At 31.9% G+C, this 18059-nt stretch carries 16 protein-coding genes; 10 read left to right on the top strand and 6 right to left on the bottom strand.

Annotated elements, in window-relative coordinates; translation table 11 throughout:
- The first annotated feature begins 148 nt into the window (after positions 1-148).
- Both rpoD and MOV42_RS06810 read left to right on the top strand, forming a co-directional pair.
- Positions 149-2008, top strand: coding sequence for an RNA polymerase sigma factor RpoD (rpoD, locus tag MOV42_RS06815; RefSeq protein WP_324170443.1), 1860 nt, complete (start codon positions 149-151; stop codon positions 2006-2008).
- Between the two features lie 5 nt (positions 2009-2013).
- Positions 2014-2697 carry a hypothetical protein gene (locus MOV42_RS06810; RefSeq protein ID WP_324170442.1) on the top strand — a complete coding sequence of 228 codons (684 nt, stop codon included), beginning with the start codon at positions 2014-2016 and terminating at the stop codon, positions 2695-2697.
- On the opposite strand, the gene MOV42_RS06805 is transcribed toward MOV42_RS06810, so the two are convergent.
- Genes MOV42_RS06805 through hemL form a run of 3 tightly spaced genes read right to left on the bottom strand, consistent with a single transcriptional unit; the run spans position 2694 to position 4852 of the window.
- On the bottom strand, positions 2694-3230 hold the full coding sequence (locus tag MOV42_RS06805) for a hypothetical protein (RefSeq protein ID WP_416385451.1): 537 nt from the start codon (positions 3228-3230) through the stop codon (positions 2694-2696). The genes MOV42_RS06810 and MOV42_RS06805 overlap by 4 nt on opposite strands.
- Positions 3211-3567 carry an AtpZ/AtpI family protein gene (locus MOV42_RS06800; RefSeq protein ID WP_324170440.1) on the bottom strand — a complete coding sequence of 119 codons (357 nt, stop codon included), beginning with the start codon at positions 3565-3567 and terminating at the stop codon, positions 3211-3213. The genes MOV42_RS06805 and MOV42_RS06800 overlap by 20 nt, the downstream gene beginning before the upstream one ends.
- On the bottom strand, positions 3560-4852 hold the full coding sequence (gene hemL, locus MOV42_RS06795; RefSeq protein ID WP_324170439.1) for a glutamate-1-semialdehyde 2,1-aminomutase: 1293 nt from the start codon (positions 4850-4852) through the stop codon (positions 3560-3562). Before hemL ends, MOV42_RS06800 begins: the two co-directional genes overlap by 8 nt.
- A 54-nt stretch (positions 4853-4906) precedes the next feature.
- Here hemL and MOV42_RS06790 point away from each other — a divergent pair, with 54 nt between their 5' ends.
- Positions 4907-5770, top strand: a complete 864-nt coding sequence (locus MOV42_RS06790) for a hypothetical protein (protein ID WP_324170438.1) — start codon at positions 4907-4909, stop codon at positions 5768-5770.
- Between the two features lie 4 nt (positions 5771-5774).
- On the opposite strand, the gene MOV42_RS06785 is transcribed toward MOV42_RS06790, so the two are convergent.
- On the bottom strand, positions 5775-8102 hold the full coding sequence (locus MOV42_RS06785; protein WP_324170437.1) for a transporter substrate-binding domain-containing protein: 2328 nt from the start codon (positions 8100-8102) through the stop codon (positions 5775-5777).
- Positions 8103-8324: 222 nt separating this feature from the next.
- On the opposite strand from MOV42_RS06785, the gene MOV42_RS06780 reads away from it, so the two are divergent.
- The 3 genes from MOV42_RS06780 to MOV42_RS06770 are packed head-to-tail and all read left to right on the top strand — an operon-like array spanning position 8325 to position 13898.
- The gene (locus MOV42_RS06780; RefSeq protein ID WP_324170436.1) at positions 8325-9491 is read left to right on the top strand and encodes an efflux RND transporter periplasmic adaptor subunit; all 1167 of its coding nucleotides are present in this window, start codon (positions 8325-8327) and stop codon (positions 9489-9491) included.
- A gap of 4 nt (positions 9492-9495) precedes the next feature.
- Positions 9496-12642, top strand: a complete 3147-nt coding sequence (locus MOV42_RS06775; RefSeq protein ID WP_324170435.1) for an efflux RND transporter permease subunit — start codon at positions 9496-9498, stop codon at positions 12640-12642.
- On the top strand, positions 12642-13898 hold the full coding sequence (locus MOV42_RS06770) for a TolC family protein (RefSeq protein WP_324170434.1): 1257 nt from the start codon (positions 12642-12644) through the stop codon (positions 13896-13898). The genes MOV42_RS06775 and MOV42_RS06770 overlap by 1 nt, the downstream gene beginning before the upstream one ends.
- Here the strand turns inward: MOV42_RS06770 and MOV42_RS06765 are convergent.
- Together MOV42_RS06765 and MOV42_RS06760 are read right to left on the bottom strand one after the other, a co-directional pair.
- On the bottom strand, positions 13875-14609 hold the full coding sequence (locus MOV42_RS06765) for a CoA ester lyase (RefSeq protein WP_324170433.1): 735 nt from the start codon (positions 14607-14609) through the stop codon (positions 13875-13877). The two genes, MOV42_RS06770 and MOV42_RS06765, sit on opposite strands and share 24 nt — an antisense overlap.
- Entirely contained in the window at positions 14599-14943 is a 345-nt protein-coding gene (locus MOV42_RS06760; protein WP_324170432.1) for a c-type cytochrome, read from the bottom strand. Before MOV42_RS06760 ends, MOV42_RS06765 begins: the two co-directional genes overlap by 11 nt.
- 343 nt (positions 14944-15286) lie before the next feature.
- On the opposite strand from MOV42_RS06760, the gene folD reads away from it, so the two are divergent.
- Genes folD through rpiB form a run of 4 tightly spaced genes read left to right on the top strand, consistent with a single transcriptional unit; the run spans position 15287 to position 18056 of the window.
- Positions 15287-16144: a bifunctional methylenetetrahydrofolate dehydrogenase/methenyltetrahydrofolate cyclohydrolase FolD gene (gene folD / locus MOV42_RS06755; RefSeq protein ID WP_324170431.1), complete on the top strand. Its 858-nt coding sequence runs from the start codon at positions 15287-15289 to the stop codon at positions 16142-16144.
- The gene (lepB, locus tag MOV42_RS06750; RefSeq protein ID WP_324170430.1) at positions 16145-16954 is read left to right on the top strand and encodes a signal peptidase I; all 810 of its coding nucleotides are present in this window, start codon (positions 16145-16147) and stop codon (positions 16952-16954) included. It begins immediately after the preceding gene.
- Positions 16941-17612 carry a site-2 protease family protein gene (locus tag MOV42_RS06745; RefSeq protein WP_324170429.1) on the top strand — a complete coding sequence of 224 codons (672 nt, stop codon included), beginning with the start codon at positions 16941-16943 and terminating at the stop codon, positions 17610-17612. Before lepB ends, MOV42_RS06745 begins: the two co-directional genes overlap by 14 nt.
- A 9-nt stretch (positions 17613-17621) precedes the next feature.
- Entirely contained in the window at positions 17622-18056 is a 435-nt protein-coding gene (rpiB, locus tag MOV42_RS06740; RefSeq protein WP_324170428.1) for a ribose 5-phosphate isomerase B, read from the top strand.
- The last annotated feature ends 3 nt before the right edge of the window (positions 18057-18059 follow it).

Genomic DNA, 18059 nt, shown 5'->3' with positions numbered 1-18059 from the left:
TTTAATTAGCAATATTTTTTAATAATCTAGCAAACAATGTTCCAAAATTTAATTAATATAGTTTAAGTCTAAATTGATATAGTTTCGGTATAATCCACTCTTTAATTTAACTTAAACCAAAAAACCTTAACTAAGGACCTTCTTTAAAATGACAGCAAAAGAATTAAACAAAGCCATTGACCTATTTTTTAGTGAGCACAAATCAAAAGATTGTGCAACTTATGAATCACTAATAGAACTTTTTGAAAAACAACCAACTACTGCACAAGCCAAAAATATATTTAATTTAATGACAAAACATAAAACCTGCCTTTATACTTCAAGTGAACATGCAAAAAAACTAAATGATAAAGAAGCTAAAGCGCGACAAGATGCACAAAGAAAGATGCTTATCAATAATGAGTCTGATAAATTTGATATCTTAAAAGAACATGAATTACTAGAGTGGTCACGCTCAGACTCTCCTGTTCGTATGTACCTTCGCGAGATGGGACAAATTCCACTTTTAACAAAAGAAGAAGAGATTGAAATAAGTAAAAAAATTGAGGGTGGAGAAAGTATAATCATAGATGCTATTTGCTCTGTTCCATACTTAATCAAATTTATCTTAGATTACAGAGACCCTTTAATCAACAGAGAAAGAAGAGTAAAAGAACTATTTAAAAGCTTTGAAGATGAAAAAGAAGATAGTGATGATACAGATGGAGCAGAAGCTTCAACAGATGCTCAAAGTGAGATTAAAACTTTAACTGCAAAAGACAAAAGTAGAGTAGAAAAAGTAACTTTTTGTTTTAAAGCATTAGAGAAAGCCAAAAAAGAGTGGGCAAAAGTATCTGAAAAAGCTCCAAATAACATTGATATAGAAGTAACACAAGAGACCGTTCATTACTTCTTAAATTTGATATTTAAAAAATCAGTTTTAAAAAATAAACTTTTAGACCTAGGACCAACATCAAAACTTATTAACGAACTTGTAAAAGCTATGGAAACTGCTCTTAAGAGTGATGATGGTTTTGACAAAGAGTTAAAAAGATTAGAATACAAACTACCACTTTTTAATGCTACCCTAAAAGCTAATCACAAAGTATTGGTAGATAAAATCCAAGAACTTAATAAAGAAAATATTGCAGGAATGGTTCCAGAAGCGACAATGGTAAGTACTTATATGGAAATAAAGAAACTTGTTCAAACAAAAGAGGCAAGTAAAAATAGTTTTGATATGGAACCTGATAAACTTTCAGATATTTTAGAGCAAATAAAACGCGGAAAAAATATTAGTGAAATTTCTAAAACTAAAATGGCAAAATCTAACCTTAGACTAGTTGTTTCTATTGCAAAAAGATATACAAACCGTGGATTACCATTCCTTGACCTTATACAAGAAGGAAATATTGGACTAATGAAAGCAGTTGATAAATTTGAGTATCAAAAAGGGTACAAATTTTCAACTTATGCTACATGGTGGATTCGTCAAGCAATATCTCGTGCTATCGCTGATCAAGCAAGAACTATTCGTATTCCAATTCATATGATAGAAACTATTAACCGAATCAATAAAATAATGCGCAAGCACCTTCAAGAGCATGGTAAAGAGCCAGATGTAGATAAAATTGCTGATGAAGTTGGCTTATCCGTTGAAAAAGTTAAAAATGTTATCAAAATAACAAAAGAGCCTATCTCTCTTGAAGCACCGATAGGTAACGAAGATGATGGTAGATTTGGTGACTTTATAGAAGATAAATCTTCAATTTCTCCTGCAGATTCTATACTTAAAGATGACCTAAGAGTTCAAATAGAAAATGTACTAGAACAGTTAAATGAAAGAGAGAAAGCTGTTATTAAACTTCGTTTTGGAATTATGGATGATGAGAGTGATAGAACGCTTGAAGAGATTGGAAAAGAACTTAGTGTTACTCGAGAACGCGTTCGTCAAATAGAATCAAGCGCTATCAAAAAACTAAAACACCCTAAAGTTGGCAGAAAACTTAAAAGTTATATAGAAGAGTAAAGATTATGACCTTTGAGCAACAATGGCTGGAGTACGATTATAACCCTTTCGTACTTTTTAGCTCAAAAGGTAAAGTTTTATCTCTTAACTCTGAAGCTCAATTTCTTTTAGGTTCAGCATCTGCACATGAACTTTTTGAACTTGCAACTACTTATGCCAATGTAACTTTTGGCTTTAAAACAACTTTTTTAGAATTAGAATTTGGTAGATATAAATTTTTTGCATTAACTATTGGTTATGAAAATGAGGATGAGATAGGTATAAAATTATATCAAGTTCCATCATTTAAACTCAATAAGCCAAAACCTAGTGGAGAATTGACAAATATTTATACACTAGTAGATTTATGCATCTCGACAAACTCTATAAGTTCAACTACAAAATATTTAAAAGACTTTGACCCAACGATACCAGAAATAATCATAGACATAAACAGTTTTATTAAATTATTAAATAAAGTCTATTTTTGTTTTAAAGAAAATGAAACTATTTGTACAAAAATATTTTATAGAGTTGGTGAACATATTAAGTTCGATAAAAAGAAATATAGTATATTTTCAGTAGAGATAAAAGCAGACAATATCAATAAAGCAAAAAGTAATGAGCTTGAAGTTTTAGTAGCAAACACTAACTTTTATGTTGACATACAAAAAAAGATAACTATAAATATACCGATGATAACTTCTTAGGAAAAAATCTCTTTTGAGCTAATGGAGCCTACAATTATGCCAAAAAGTAGAGATGGAAGATAAACGACAATATCTAAAAGTTCATTATTTTTAAGTGCGATAAATCCTAAAACTAAAAACAGATAAGGTACAAGTCTAAATAGTGAAGCACCACCTTTTAAACCTTGCTTCATACTTGCAACGCTTAAAGTTTTAATCTTCTTTCTTTCTTCTTTTACTATAGCTTTTAAGTCTAACTCTTCAGCTGGAGCATTATTTATTGGGGTACCCTCTCTGACTTCATCATTCACCTTGTCATCATAAAGTTCGTAAGGGTCTTCTATCTCATCTAATAAATCTCTTTTTTCTTCTACCATATCTGATGACACTTGAGTGTTTACTAATCTTCTATATGCAAACGAAGAGCCAATAATGATAAATAAACTACTCAAAAATGAAATTTGCACATTCATGTAAAAACTAAAAGATATAAAGTAAGTTGCTAAAATAATTACTTCAGATATAGCAATAAGTTTAATAACTTTTTTCACCATAGTCCTCGTCATCATCTTCATCAAGTTGTTTTTTTATCGCATATCGCGGTTCTTTAGCTAAGTCTTGCATTACTTTATGTTGTTTAGAGTAAGCCTTGTAAACATTTAAAACTGCCGCCGCTATTCCTATGCTCACCCCTATCCAAAAAAGCCAAGGAATTCCTGTTATGTTTTTAAGCAAGATTCCAATACCGACACCCATAACAACTGCCACTACCATTGAAATGCCTAAAGAAAGGCTATCAGCGGCTTCAATGATTGGTTTTATTCTGGGTTTTCTTTCTGGTTTTTCACCTAATTCATTATCTTTAGTTTCTGCTTGCGTCTTCTTAGGCATTTGATATTGCCTTAAAGACTCTTGTACTCGCTTTTATTGTATCTTCTATCATTTCATCAGTTGTAGCAGTTGAGATAAAACCTGTTTCATAAAGTGAGCAAGCAAAGTAAAAGCCCTCTTTGAGCATCTGTGAATGAAAAGATGCAAATATTTTAGCATCTGAATTACAAGCATCTGCGAAGTTTTTTACAGGATTATCATTAAAGAAAAAGCCAAACATACTTCCTCTTGTATCTATTTGCATAGTTATACCACATGTCCTAGCTTCAGCTTGCATACCTTGAACTAAACGGGTTGCTCTTGCATTTAAAACACTTAAAACTTGTGCATTTTTCTTTAGTTTAGTTAAGGCTGCAAGTCCTGCTGCCATAGCAACTGGATTTCCACTAAGTGTTCCTGCTTGATAAACTGGCCCCTCAGGAGAAAGTTTTGCCATTATCTCCGCTCGTCCGCCAAAAGCACCAACAGGCATTCCGCCACCGATAACTTTACCAAGAGTAACTATGTCAGGCTTAGTTCCAGTAATAGACTCAGCACCATTTATAGAAGCTCTAAAACCACTCATAACTTCATCAAATATTAATAAAGCTCCATTTGCTTGACAAATGGACTTTAATTCACGCAAAAACTCTTTATCTGCTGGAACTAAACCCATATTTCCTGCAATAGGCTCAATAATGATACAAGCTATATCGCTAGAATCCTCAAAGCATTTTTTTACACTCTCTATGTCATTGTAGGTTGCAAGTAATGTGTGTTTTGTAAAGTCCGCTGGAACTCCTGGACTTGAAGGATTTCCAAAAGTTACAGCACCACTTCCAGCTTCTACTAAAAGACAATCGCTATGACCATGATAACAACCTGTAAACTTAACGATATCATCACGACCTGTAAATCCACGAGCAAGACGAATAGCACTCATAACAGCCTCTGTTCCACTACTTACAAATCTTATTTTGTCAATAGAGTCAAACATAGAAACTACTAGAGATGCTAAGTCTGTTTCAGCTTGTGTTGGAGCACCAAAACTAAGTCCTCGTTTCACAGCATTTATGACAGCTGACTCTATAGCTTCATCTCTGTGTCCAAAAATAAGTGGTCCCCAACTTTGTACAAAATCAACATATTTATTTCCATCTACATCTGTTAAATAAGCTCCATTCCCTTCACTTATAAAAAGTGGTGTTCCACCAACACTTGAAAATGCTCTAACTGGAGAGTTTACCCCGCCAGGGATTAGTTCTTGAGCTTGCTTAAATGCTTTTAATGATATTTCTGTACTCATATATATGACCTTAATTATTTTTTTGTTATTATATCAAAAATAATTAGGAATACTTTGAATAGATCTTCTTTTGCTTTATTTGTAGCACTGCTTATTCATCTTCTCTTTATAGTCTTTTTTTTGCTGCTTAATAATTTTTCAAGTGAAATCAAAAAAACAATAAAACCACCAGAAAAAAAGATAAAAATCTCTTTAAGAGAGATGCCAAAAACAGATAAAAAATCAGTCATGACTAAGAAAAAGGTCAAACCACCTGAGATAGCACCACCGATGCCAAAAGGCTCTCAACTTAAAAAAATCATCAAAAAACCACTTATTAAATTAAAACCAAAAGCTAAACCTAAAAAACCAAGGTTAAATCCTAAACCAAAGCCAAAGCCAAAAGTAGAACTAATACCTTCAAATAAACCATATATTCCACTGCTAGATAAGAATGCAAGTAAAAAGAAGCCTCCAAAAAAAGAAGAAAAAAAATCTAAAAATGCATTATCTTGGATGTATGAAGATAAATCAAGCGAAGAAGAAATTAAAAAAGAGACTAAAACACACACAGGCAGTAGTGTTAGCCAAAATGTAAAAGAACTTTATGGAGAAGAATTTGGAAAATTAACTCAAGGACAACAAGCATACATCATTGATAATCAAGAAATAATGAGAAGAATAACCCAGCAAGTTCTTACTCGCGTTGCTGGAGTAAATCTTTCAAGAAGCATGAATGTAAATAGAAGCAATGTAATAGAATTTTATCTGCATCCAAATGGAGATATGAGTGACTTTAAATTCTTAGAGAAAAGCGGATATTATATACTTGACGATACGACAAAAGAAACTATTAGTTATGCATATAGTAGATACCCTAGACCAAAAGAAAAAACATTAATTAAATATGTTGTATATTATAACTTGGCAAGGTATTAATTTTTTAAATTTCCAAAATAAATACAGCTCCATCGCCTCTGTTTTTTACACTAAGTTTTGCATTCATTTTCTTAGCTATCTGCTGACTCATATAAAGACCAATACCTGTTCCCTTATCTTTACTAGTTACATTTGCTTTGAAAATATCCTCAATAATATACTCAGGAATTCCACCTGCATTGTCACTTATTTCTATACATTTAAACCTCTCTCTCATAAAGAGTCTAATTGTTATAGTCCTATTTTGAATATTATTTTCATTAAAAGCATCTTTGGCATTGTTTATGATATTTAAAATTATATGCTTAAACTCATTTTCAACACCTTCAATCCTAAACTCAAACTCAGTATCATTTTGTATTCTAACCTCTATAGTATTTTTTAAAAAGTCGTCTTTCACTAAAACAAGTATTGATTCCAATGCTTGTGTAGCATCAAAAACACTTTTATTATTGCTCGGTCTAAAAAAATTTCTAAACTCACTTAATGTTAAAAGGAGATGCTCTATCTGAGTATCAATTTGCCCTCTGTACTCTTTCATATATTTTTCATCAACCATTTTATTTTCAAAATCAATCTCTAAAAGTTCACTAAGCATAGAAATAGCATTTAAAGGTTGCTTCCATTGATGGGCAACAGAATCAATTATTTCTCCCATTGCCGCCATTTTTGCTTGTTGCACTAGCATTCGATACTGATTTTCTTCAGCTACAATTCTACGAGCAATCTCCTTTCTCATCTCTCTATTCCAGTATAAAAATAGGCTCAGTAAAATCACTGCAATACTAAAAATCTGCCAAACCAAAGTATAATCAACCTTCTCTATATACTTTTGAACTGTCCATTTTTTTAATATTTCCTGTTTTTTACCCTTTTCCAAAATAGCTATAGCTTTGTTAAGTATACCTATCAACAGCTTTAGTTCAGGCTGAACTCCATATCCTATATTGGTGGAAAATTCAGTTTTTCCTACGATGCGTAGATTTACATAGCCATTCTTAGAGATATAATAAGAGGCTAAAGACATAGTACAAAGAAGAGCATCAGCACGCCCTTTGGAAACCTCTTCTAAACCCATATTTATATTGTCAACTTCTATGAATTTTATATTTGGATATGCTTTTTGTATTTTTGGAATGTATCCATACTCTTTAATAACAGCAATTTTTTTATCTTTTATGATTGAAAGATTATCTACATAGCTAGAGTTTTTTTTCATAACAATAACAATATGATCTTCAAGATAATCTTGAGTAAAAGAGAATGATTTATGCTTACATGGTGCTACAGCCGCTGAAATAATCTCCACTTTTTTTTCTCTCATCAAAGCTACAGACTCTTCCCAAGTAGAAGTTTTAATTATTTTAAATTTTATGTTTGTAAGATTTTCAATTTCCCTAAGATACTCGGCTACAATACCAATATATTTTCCATCTTCATTAAAAGCTTCAAAAGGAAGCCAATTGGGATCACCAACAAACTTAACAATAGGATTCTCTTGTATCCATAAAAACTCTTCTTTACTTAATGTCAAAATATATTTATTATGTGAGTTAGAATATTTTTTATATATTTTATGGACTTTCTCTTTTGAAATAGTTTCTAATGTTTTATCAATTATCTGCAAAGCTTCTTTTGGATATGCTTTAGTTATACCAATTCGTAAGGGTAAAACATATTTAGTTTTATAGCTAATACCTAGTTTATTGTTACCGTTTACTTTCATTTCATATTGAGCACTAGCTAGGTTTAGTAAAAGTACATCTATCTTTTTATCCATTAGCTTTAAAAAACCTTCTTTAATATTAGCTACTGTTTCATATTTTAAATTTGGATATTCGTCTATAAGAAATTCTTCAATTGCATAGCCTTTAACAAATGCCAACCTACCTTTATTTAAAGAGTTAAAACCATCTGGAAAATAATCGTTATTTCTACTTAAAAAAACATAAGGTATTGAAAATAGAGTATTTTTAGTGAAATTTAGATACTCATTTCGTACTTTATTTCTTGCAAGTCCGCTTACCATATTCGCATCTAAATTTTTTATTTTTTCAAGAGCTTCTACCCAAGATGTTGAGTGAGTTGCTTGAAATCTCAAACCACTTTTTATTTCAATAAGCTTTAAGATGTCAGAAATTATTCCAACATGGTTACCAATGCCATCCTCCCATTCAAAAGGAGCCCAATCATGATCAAAGACATATTTTATCACTTGCTTTTTTGCTACAAATTCTTTCTCTTGCAAGGTTAAATTCAAATCTACTACACTACTTGAAAGTTGTGAGTATGAAAAGACATATAAGAGTGAATAGAATAATAATTTTTGCATATAGAACACCTTTTAATTATAAATAATAAATTATAGCGGTTTTATTTTACTATTTTCTTTATTAAAGTAAAATTTTAGCAAAAAATGATACAAAATATCAATTGAATACGGCATGGATATATTAGTCTTATTGTTGTAAGCATAGTTGGTTTAAAAATGGTTTCAACAAAAAAAGTTTAAATATATTCAGATATAATCTAAAAAATATATTAAGGCAATTAAATGCACATTAAAACTTTCTCTTCTTTAGTCCTTTCATCTCTTCTTTTTTTTACTGCCTGTTCTGATGAAAAACAAGTTGTAGAAAAAAAAGAGATGCCACTACTTGCAGTAAATACTATTACTGTTAAAAAAGAAGCTATTCCTATATGGAAGCAATACACTGGTATGACAAAGGCTAGTAGTGATCAAGATGTAAGAGCTAGAGTAGCTGGAGTACTTCAAGAGATATACTTCAAAGATGGTCAATATGTCACTAAAGGACAAAAACTTTTTAAAATTCAACAAAACGAATATATAGCTTCTTTAAATGCAGCAAAAGCAAAAAAAAAACAAGATGAAGCTTCTTTAGCGTTAGCTACAGCAGATGTTAATAGATATCAACCATTAGTTGATGAAGGTCTAGCTCCTCGTGCTACACTAGAACAGTATCAGGCACAACAAGCTGGTCTAAGAGCGGTTATTGCTGGTGATCTTGCCCAAATAAATAAAGCTAAAATAGAACTTAGTTACACGATTATAACTGCCCCAATCAGTGGATATGCAAGTGCAAGACGCGTAGATGTTGGGAACCTTGTTGGTCAAGGAGAATCAACTCTTCTTACAACTATAGTGAACACCGATCCAATATATGCATATTTTTCTCCTTCACAAAGAGATGTAAGAATGTTCCAAAAATACAGAAATAAAGATAAGTCAAATGCTTTTATTGAAGTTGCTGGAAGTATAGAGAAAAGTAGACTTAACGGGTATATAGATTTTTCAAACAATATAGTTGATCCATTAACTTCTACTATAACAATGCGTGCAACAATTAAAAATACAAAAGGAAGAGTTCTACCTGGAACTTTTGTTTATATAAATATGTTTATAAATGATAAATACGAATTTCTAATGATTCCACCAGAAGTTGTTTTTAACGATCAACTTGGAAGCTATGTTTATATTACAGATGAAAATACAACTATTAAAAGAATTGATATAACTACTGATTATTCAAGTAAATACTATGTCAGTGTTCACAGTGGTCTTAAAGATGGCGATAAAGTTATAGTGTCTGCTCTTGTTAAGCTAAAAAGTGGTCGTAAAGTAAAAACAACTGATGTTAGTTCAACGCAAGGTATCAAAGCAGTTTTAGAAAAATATAATCTTATTCCAGAAGGTAACTAAATAAATGTTTTCTGTAACTTTTATAAAAAGACCTATACTTGCAATAGTTATTGCTCTTATCATAATAACTGGTGGACTTGTTTCAATGCTTGTTCTTCCTATATCAGAGTACCCTGATGTAGCTCCTCCTACTGTAAATGTAAGTGCTACATATACTGGAGCGAATGCTTATGTTGTTGAAGATACTGTTACTCGTGTTTTAGAAGATAAACTAAATGGTATCAAAGGCGTAATCTATATGGAGTCTTCATCGGCTGCAAATGGTAGTTCGAGTATAAATGTTTATTTTGAACCTGGTTATGACATCGATATTGGTGCTGTTGATGTTCAAAATAAGGTTTCAACTGCCACAGCTTCTCTTCCTACAGAAGTAACAGCACAAGGAGTTATAGTAGATAAAAAATCACCTTCTATAGTTTGTCTGATCGCTATTAGTGGAGATGAAAGATATGATGGAAGTTTCCTTTCAAACTTTGTAAACATTAATATACTTGATGAGATTAAAAGAATCCCAGGTGTTGGTAAAGCTGAAAACATGGGTGAGAAAAAATACTCTATTCGTATTTGGCTAAACCCAGATAAACTAAAAGCTCTAAATATGACTCCTATGGAAGTAATTTCTGCTATTAAAAGTCAAAATAAGCAAGCATCTATTGGTAAAATTGGTGGAACACCTACTTTTGATAACCAAAAACAAGAGTTTATTTTATCTACACAGGGAAGACTTACTGATGTTAAAGAGTTTGAAAAGATTGTACTTAAGTATAAGGAAGATGGTTCTTTAGTATATCTTAGTGATGTTTCTCGTGTAGAACTTGGTAGTGAATTTTATGACTGGAACGCAATAAGTGCTAAAAAACCAACTGGCTTAATTGGTGTTTTTCAACTTGGCGAAGCCAACGCTCTTGATATTAGAAAAAAAGTTGAAGAGACTATGCAAAAACTTCAAAGTCGTTTTCCTGATGGTGTAACCTATGCCGTTCCTTATGATACAACAAAATATGTTGAGGTTGCCATCGATAATGTTGTAAACAATCTTTTTATGGCAATAGCTCTTGTTATTATAATAATCTTTATATTTCTAGGTTCATGGCGACCTACTGTTATTGCTGCAGCAACTATCCCCGTTTCTCTCATTGGTGCTTTTGCCGCAATGCAAATTGCAGGTGGATTTAGTATCAATTTTTTAACACTTTTTGGACTTATTTTAGCCATAGGTATTGTTGTGGATGATGCCATTCTAGTTGTTGAAAATGTTGAAGTCATCATGTATAAAGAACCAGAATTGACAATGGCTCAAGTTGTAAAAAAAGCTATGATAGAGCTCATTGGACCAATTATCTCAACTACTCTTGTTTTAGTGGCTGTTTTTATCCCCGTTTCTTTATTACCAGGTATTACGGGTGCTCTTTATCAACAATTTGCTCTAACTATTGCCTTCGCAGTTTTAGTATCATCTTTAAATGCACTTACTCTTTCACCTGCAATTAGTTCGATTATTATTAAAAGGCGTAAAAAAGGAGAGAGAAAGTTTATCATGTTTAGAGCATTTGATACATTTTTCAATGCACTTACAGCCAAGTATAAAATAGCAATAACTATGCTAATAAAAATTAGATACTTTATGATACTCGTAATGGGTGGAATTTTTTATCTTATGTACTATCTCTTTTTGATTACACCTACAGGCTTTGTTCCTTCAGAAGACAAAGGTATGTTGATGGTATCTGTTAATGGAAAACCTGGTACTTCTATTGCTCAAACAACAAAAATAAGAAAAGAAGTAGAAGATATCATCTACTCTATTGACGGTGTTGAAAACATAGTAAGTATTGAAGGGTATAATATTATTACATCTTCAATAGATGGCTCAGCTCTTGCAATGTTCGTTTCTTTAAAAGATTGGAAAGAAAGAACAACAAAACAAAATAGTGCCTTTGGAATCATTAGGCAAATTCAACAAAAAACAGCTTCTGTAAGTGAAGCAAATGTAGCAGCATTTAACCTTCCTGGAATTCCTGGGGTTGGTAATGTTGGTGGATTTGACTTTAGACTCCAAGACTATCTATCTGGTGATTTAAATACATTTGAGCACTTTGCAAATGAGATGATAAAAGAAGCTTTTGCTGATCCTAGAATTGCTTATGCATTTACAACCTTTGCTACAAATTACCCTATGTATGATATTGAAATAAACCGAGAAAAAGCAAATGCTCTTGGAGTAGATATGAGTGACTTATTTACTACTATGCAGGCCTATTTAGGTTCTATTTATGTAAATGATTTTACAAAATTTGGTAAAGTTTTCAGAGTTTTTGTTCAAGCAGATAAAGAGTTTAGAAGCTCTAAAGAAGATATAAACAAGCTTTTTGTTAAAAATAGAGCAGATAAGATGATACCACTAGGTGCTTTACTCAAAGTTAAAGAGACGATAGGTCCACAAAACCTTACTCACTTCAATATGTATAGAAGTATTCAAATAAATGGTGCAGCAGCTCCTGGTTATAGTTCTGGTGATGCAATGGCTGCTATGGATGAAATATCTAAAAGAATACTACCAACAGCTTATGGTTACTCTTGGGCTGGTATGAGTTATCAAGAAACACTTGCAGGCAATGCCCAAATATATGTAGTATTTTTCGTACTCCTTGTAGTTTTTCTAGTTCTTTCAGCTCAATATGAATCTTGGATACTGCCGCTAATGATTTTATTTTCTGTTCCTATGGTTGTGGCAGGTGCTATTGCTGGACTTCATTGGTCAGGTTTACCACTAAATACATTTGCTCAAGTTGGACTCGTCTTGCTTGTCGCCCTCGCAGCTAAAAATGCAATTTTAATAGTTGAATTTGCGAAAGAGCAACGCGAAGCAGGAGTAGGAATAATTGAAGCTGCTATAAATGCAGGTAGTCTAAGATTTCGTGCTATTATGATGACAATTTTATCTTTCCTTTTTGGTATATTTCCTCTTGCTTTTGCAACAGGAGCAGGAGCTATAACCCAACAATCTATCGGTATAGTTTTAATGTTTGGTATGATTGCTGCGACTTTTATCTCAACTCTTTTTGTACCAGTTCTTTATGTCCTCCTTGAAACAATGAGAGAAAAATTTGTTAGCGTTGAAGATGAAATAAAAAGAAGGGAATCTATATAATGAATAAACTATTACTAATAATTTTACTAGCTCTAAGTATAGATGCTAAAGATATATATAATGTTGATAAGCTAGTTTTAGAGGCACTTAAAAATTCTCCTGATTTACATATAGGTTCTTCTAAATACGAAGCTTCTAAAAGTAGATATGACAATGCATTTTCTGGCTACTTACCTAAAATAGATTTACATATAAATGCTGGTCAAACCAGTATGAGTAATGATACCCTCCTTCTAGGAAAATTGACTTTAAAACAAATCATTTATGATTTTGGTCAAACGGGTGGCAATGTGGATAGTTTTAAGTACGATTCTGAGTCTTATCTATACTCAAATGAACAAATAATATCTGATAAAAAAAGAGATGTTAAAACAGCTTATTATCAAGTGTTACAATCAATCGCACTCATCAATGTACATAAAGAAAATGTGAAGCTCAATGAAATTCAACTTTATCGTTCAAAAAAATATTTTGAAGCTGGAATACGAACAAAAATTGATGTATCAGATGCTAAAGTTGAACTAATAAAATCTAACTTAGATTTGAAAAAAAGTCTTTATAATTTAAAACTTTCATACGCTGACCTTGATGAAGTCGTAGGTTTTATTGAGGTCGATAAAAAATATGAAGTTTATTCTAAAGAATTAACTTTAGAAACAATTTATGAGTCTTTAACAGACTACAACTTGACACTTATAGACTCCATAAATTTTGCATATAAAAATAGATATGAATTAAAAAAAAATCTTTCTAATATAAACTCAGCTATGGCATCTAGTGAAATTGCTTCATCTAAATATTATCCGCAATTGTACTTTAATGCTGATTACACAAAGCAAGAAGTTGATAAACTAAAAAACTTTATTCCTGAAGAACAATGGAATGCAATGTTAAATTTAGATTGGAATATCTACCAAGGTGGAGCAACTTCTGCATATACTCAAGAGAAAAAAATTCAAATTAATATATCAAAATTACAACTTCAAAAAATAAAACTATCTGTTAAAAAAGACACTACACAGGCTTATATTAATGTGCATAAAATGAAAGATTCAGTTGAGTTATCTCAAAATCTTTTAGAAGTTTCTAAAGAAAAGTTTGGACAGGCACAACAGAGATATGAGTATGGTTTATCTGACTATATTGAACTTCAACAATCTAGACAAGGTTATATAGATGCTAAATCATCTTTAGTAATTGACTATTATAGTTATTATGAGGCTATTGCTATTTTAGACAACGCTATTGGAAAATAACTTAGAATCATAACCCATATTTTTTTCAAATTCCAACCAAGAATTCTCTTGACTTGAGTTCTTACAAAGAAAAGAAACAGGCTTAGCTCCCATAGCTTTACAAGTAACTAAAAAATGAGAAAGCATATATCTCATTGTAGGGTTATCTAAGTTTATTATTGAAATATCTAACTTCATATCATCAAGTAAGCTTAAAATACCAAGATAAAAAGTGCTTACTCTAGGTTCACATCTAAGAGTTGCTAAATTATGCCAAGATTCTGATGTTTGAATACATAGATGCAACTCTACATCTTCATGTAAAAGAGCAAGAACATTTTTAACTTCTTTTGAATTATTTATATTTGAAACGACAATAGCATCTGGCATAAACTGGTTTAAGTATGTTATCTCTTCATATCCTCCACTATTTAAAGAATTCACTTGAATTATAAGTTTTTTATCATATTCTCTATGACTACAAAGGTATGTAGCACAAAATAATAAAGCAAGATGTCTGTCCTCTTCTTGTTTTGTGTTTGTTAAATCTAACATTATACATTTTGCTTCTATAGATTCTATGTTATTTAACTGCTTTATATCATTACAATTAACTATAATTACGCTAGAAAAATTACTCATAGTATTTAAAACTCTAAAAGTTGGTATAGCCAATTCATCAAGAGCTTTTATGTCCCTATTGTTATAAAGTTCGAGTATATTACTTAACATTTTTTTTACCTTTATTTTCTTGTAAGTAAAGATATAAGGCTTGAAGTTCTTTTTTTGTTAAAAAATATCTTGGCATTCCATTTTTTCGTTTATTTAAGGCATTATAAAATATATTGAAATTAAGCTCATTTATAGCAGGTCCTGAAAATTCTTTTTCTACTCCTTCTTCTATGTATCTTGCTATTACTTTTCCTTCACCTTTATCTCCATGACAGTGATGACAGCCTATACCTCTTGGATTTTTATATAACTGAGAGGCATACTCTAATGGCGTAATAAAAGTAGTTTCTCCAAATAGAAAAATTGGAACAATAAAAAGCAATAAATATCTCATAAAGCGACCTTTTAAGTTACAGACCATAAATAACTTCATACTCAATGAAAAGATAAGTTATGAGATACAAGGCGAAAGTCCGAAGGAGCTACTAGTAGCTTCAAGGATTTTCAACGAAGTAGATTATGACTTATCTTTTCACCCGAAGGGCAACATTTAAAAGATTCATCTTTTGCTATGCCCTTTGGGCACTGCGTTAAACTTTCTTTAACGATACTAGTATCGCAAAAAAAAGCTTGCCTTGAACCTAAACCTTTTAAATATTGTTGAGAATGAAGTTATTTATGGTCTGTAACTTAATATATAGTGGTATAATAACAAAAAAATAATTTAAGAGGTTTAAATGCAACTTCTCGATGGTAAGTCACTTTCAAAAAAGATAGAAATAGCACTAGGAAATGAAGTAAAAAACTTTAAAGAAACAACAGGCATCGTACCTGGTTTAGCAGTAATTTTGGTTGGACAAGACCCAGCAAGTGCTGCTTATGTAAATATGAAGAAGAAAGCTTGCGATAGAGTAGGTTTTTACTCCGTTACTCACGAGATGCCTCAAGATATCTCTCAAGAAACTATTGAAAATACAATATCAATGATGAATAACAACCCAAGTATAGATGGTATACTTATTCAACTTCCTCTTCCCTCACAAATAGATGAAACGAAGATTTTAGAGCTTGTTACTCCCAGCAAAGATGTAGATGGTTTTCATCCTTTTAATGTTGGAAGATTAACAACAGGTTTAGATGGCTTTGTTCCTTGTACCCCACTTGGTGTTATGGAACTTTTCAAAGAGTACAACATTGACATTAAAGGTAAAAACTGCGTAGTTGTAGGAGCCTCAAATATAGTTGGAAAACCTATGGCATCTCTACTCTTAAACGCAGATGCAACTGTTGAAATCTGTCATATCCATACTGATGATTTAAAAAAACATACTCTAGATGCTGACATATTGCTAGTTGGTGTTGGTGTTATAAACCTGATTACACAAGATATGATAAAGTCAGATGCCATTGTTATAGATATTGGGATAAATAGAGCAGACAATGGTAAACTTGTTGGTGATGTTGACTTTGAAAATGTTAGTAAAAAATGTTCATACATAACTCCCGTTCCTGGGGGTGTTGGTCCAATGACAATAGCAATGCTTCTTAGAAATACACTAAAAGCTGCAAAAACTCACGCAAAAGAGAGAGCATAAATGAAAGGACTTTTACTAAAAGTTTATAGATTTTCAAACTCTTGGACAGGAACTGTAACCATAGTTCTTTTTATCATCTTTTTTATAGCTCAAGCTTTTAGAATTCCATCAGGAAGTATGAAAGATTCTCTTCTTATAGGTGATCATCTTTTTGCTAAAAAGTTTGCTTATGGCTTGGCTATGCCGCACATTCCTTTTATTGAAATGTCTATTATGCCTTGGAGTGATAAGCTACGCTTAATGGATGGTGACACACCACAAAGAGGTGACATTGTTATCTTTAGACCTCCACATAATACAAAACAGCACTATGTAAAAAGATGTGTAGCTCTTCCAGGCGATGAACTTTTTGTTTCGCAAAAAAATCTTTTTATTCACCATAAGGAAGGCGATGAGTGGATAAAAGAGAACTTTAAAGGTTTTGAACTTATAGTTTTTTCTGGAAAACTTTGGGTTAAAAATCCTTACAAAAAAGCACATCCTGGAATTCACAATGATGAAAAAATCATAAATAATGGCAGATACCCTATGCAACTTTTTTACTTTCCTCCAACTACTGTGCAAAAAGACACTTACTTTATGATGGGTGATAATAGAGATCACTCAAACGATAGTCGTTTTTGGGGTGCTGTTCCTTATGAAAATATAGAAGGAACACCTTGGTTTGTTTACTTTTCAGTTGATGATAACTGGGAAATAAGATGGGACAGAATAGGAAAAACACCAAGTGACCTCGAGGAACCTAGGCATCTAGACCTTGCAATAAAAGAAAGAATTAAACTAGATAAAGATGACCATGGAATCTATTGATATACTAAAGATATTGGCAGCAGTATTAGCTCTAGGAGTAGCTATCATCGGGCATGAAATCATGCATGGATGTGTAGCTTATATGTATGGTGATACAACTGCTAAAAATGCTGGAAGATTATCTATAAACCCTTTAACACATGTTGATTTAGTTGGTACTATATTAGTTCCTGCATCTATGTACTTTATACCTATGCTTTTAGGTGGAGAGAGTGGATTTTTATTTGGTTGGGCAAAACCTGTACCTATAAATACTGCAACAGTTATACGAAGAGGTGGCTATAACGCTGCTATGCAAGTCGATTTAGCTGGTATAGTTTATAACTTCACTGTTGCTGCCCTAGCATCTATAGTTTTAGTTTCTATGAGTAAACCAACAGGACTAGATGCTCAACTTTTTGCTTATCTTTTTGTTACGCAACTACTTATAATAAATGTTGTTCTTGGAGTATTTAACCTTATTCCTATACCTCAGTTTGATGGAGCACATTTTTTAATGCACTTATCGCTAAAATACAAAGTAAATGCTGTGGCAGAATTTTTTTATAAAAATGAAAAATATGGAATCTTTATGGTTCTTATTCTTTTGATGACACCACTAAAAGATTATCTACTACTAATGCCTGTGCAAACTATTTTGCATCTGCTAATATCATAAAGGAAAAAAATGAAATTTTTTGTAGCAACAGACCATGCAGGGATAGAGTTAAAAGACTATACAGTAGAGCTTTTAAAACAAAAAGGACATGAAGTTATTGATTTGGGTCCATTTACAACTGACAGAGTTGATTATCCTGATTATGCGCATAAGCTTTGCGAAGAGGTTTTAGATGATGAGAGAACTCAAGGCATCTTGATTTGCGGTTCTGGTATCGGCATGAGTATGGCAGCAAATAGGCATCAAGGCATACGCGCTGCATTATGTCATGATGCTTATACTGCAACAATCGCAAGAGGACATAATGATGCAAATGTATTATGTTTTGGCGAACGCATAGTTGGAAAAGGCGTCATGGAGTCTATCTTAGATGCGTGGTTAGGTGGAAGTTTTGATGGTGGAAGACATATCGGTCGCGTAGCCAAAATAGAAATCAAAGGATAAACC

Source organism: Sulfurimonas sp. (assembly GCF_029027405.1).
Classification (GTDB): domain Bacteria; phylum Campylobacterota; class Campylobacteria; order Campylobacterales; family Sulfurimonadaceae; genus Sulfurimonas.
This window is presented reverse-complemented; position numbering and strand designations above follow the sequence as displayed.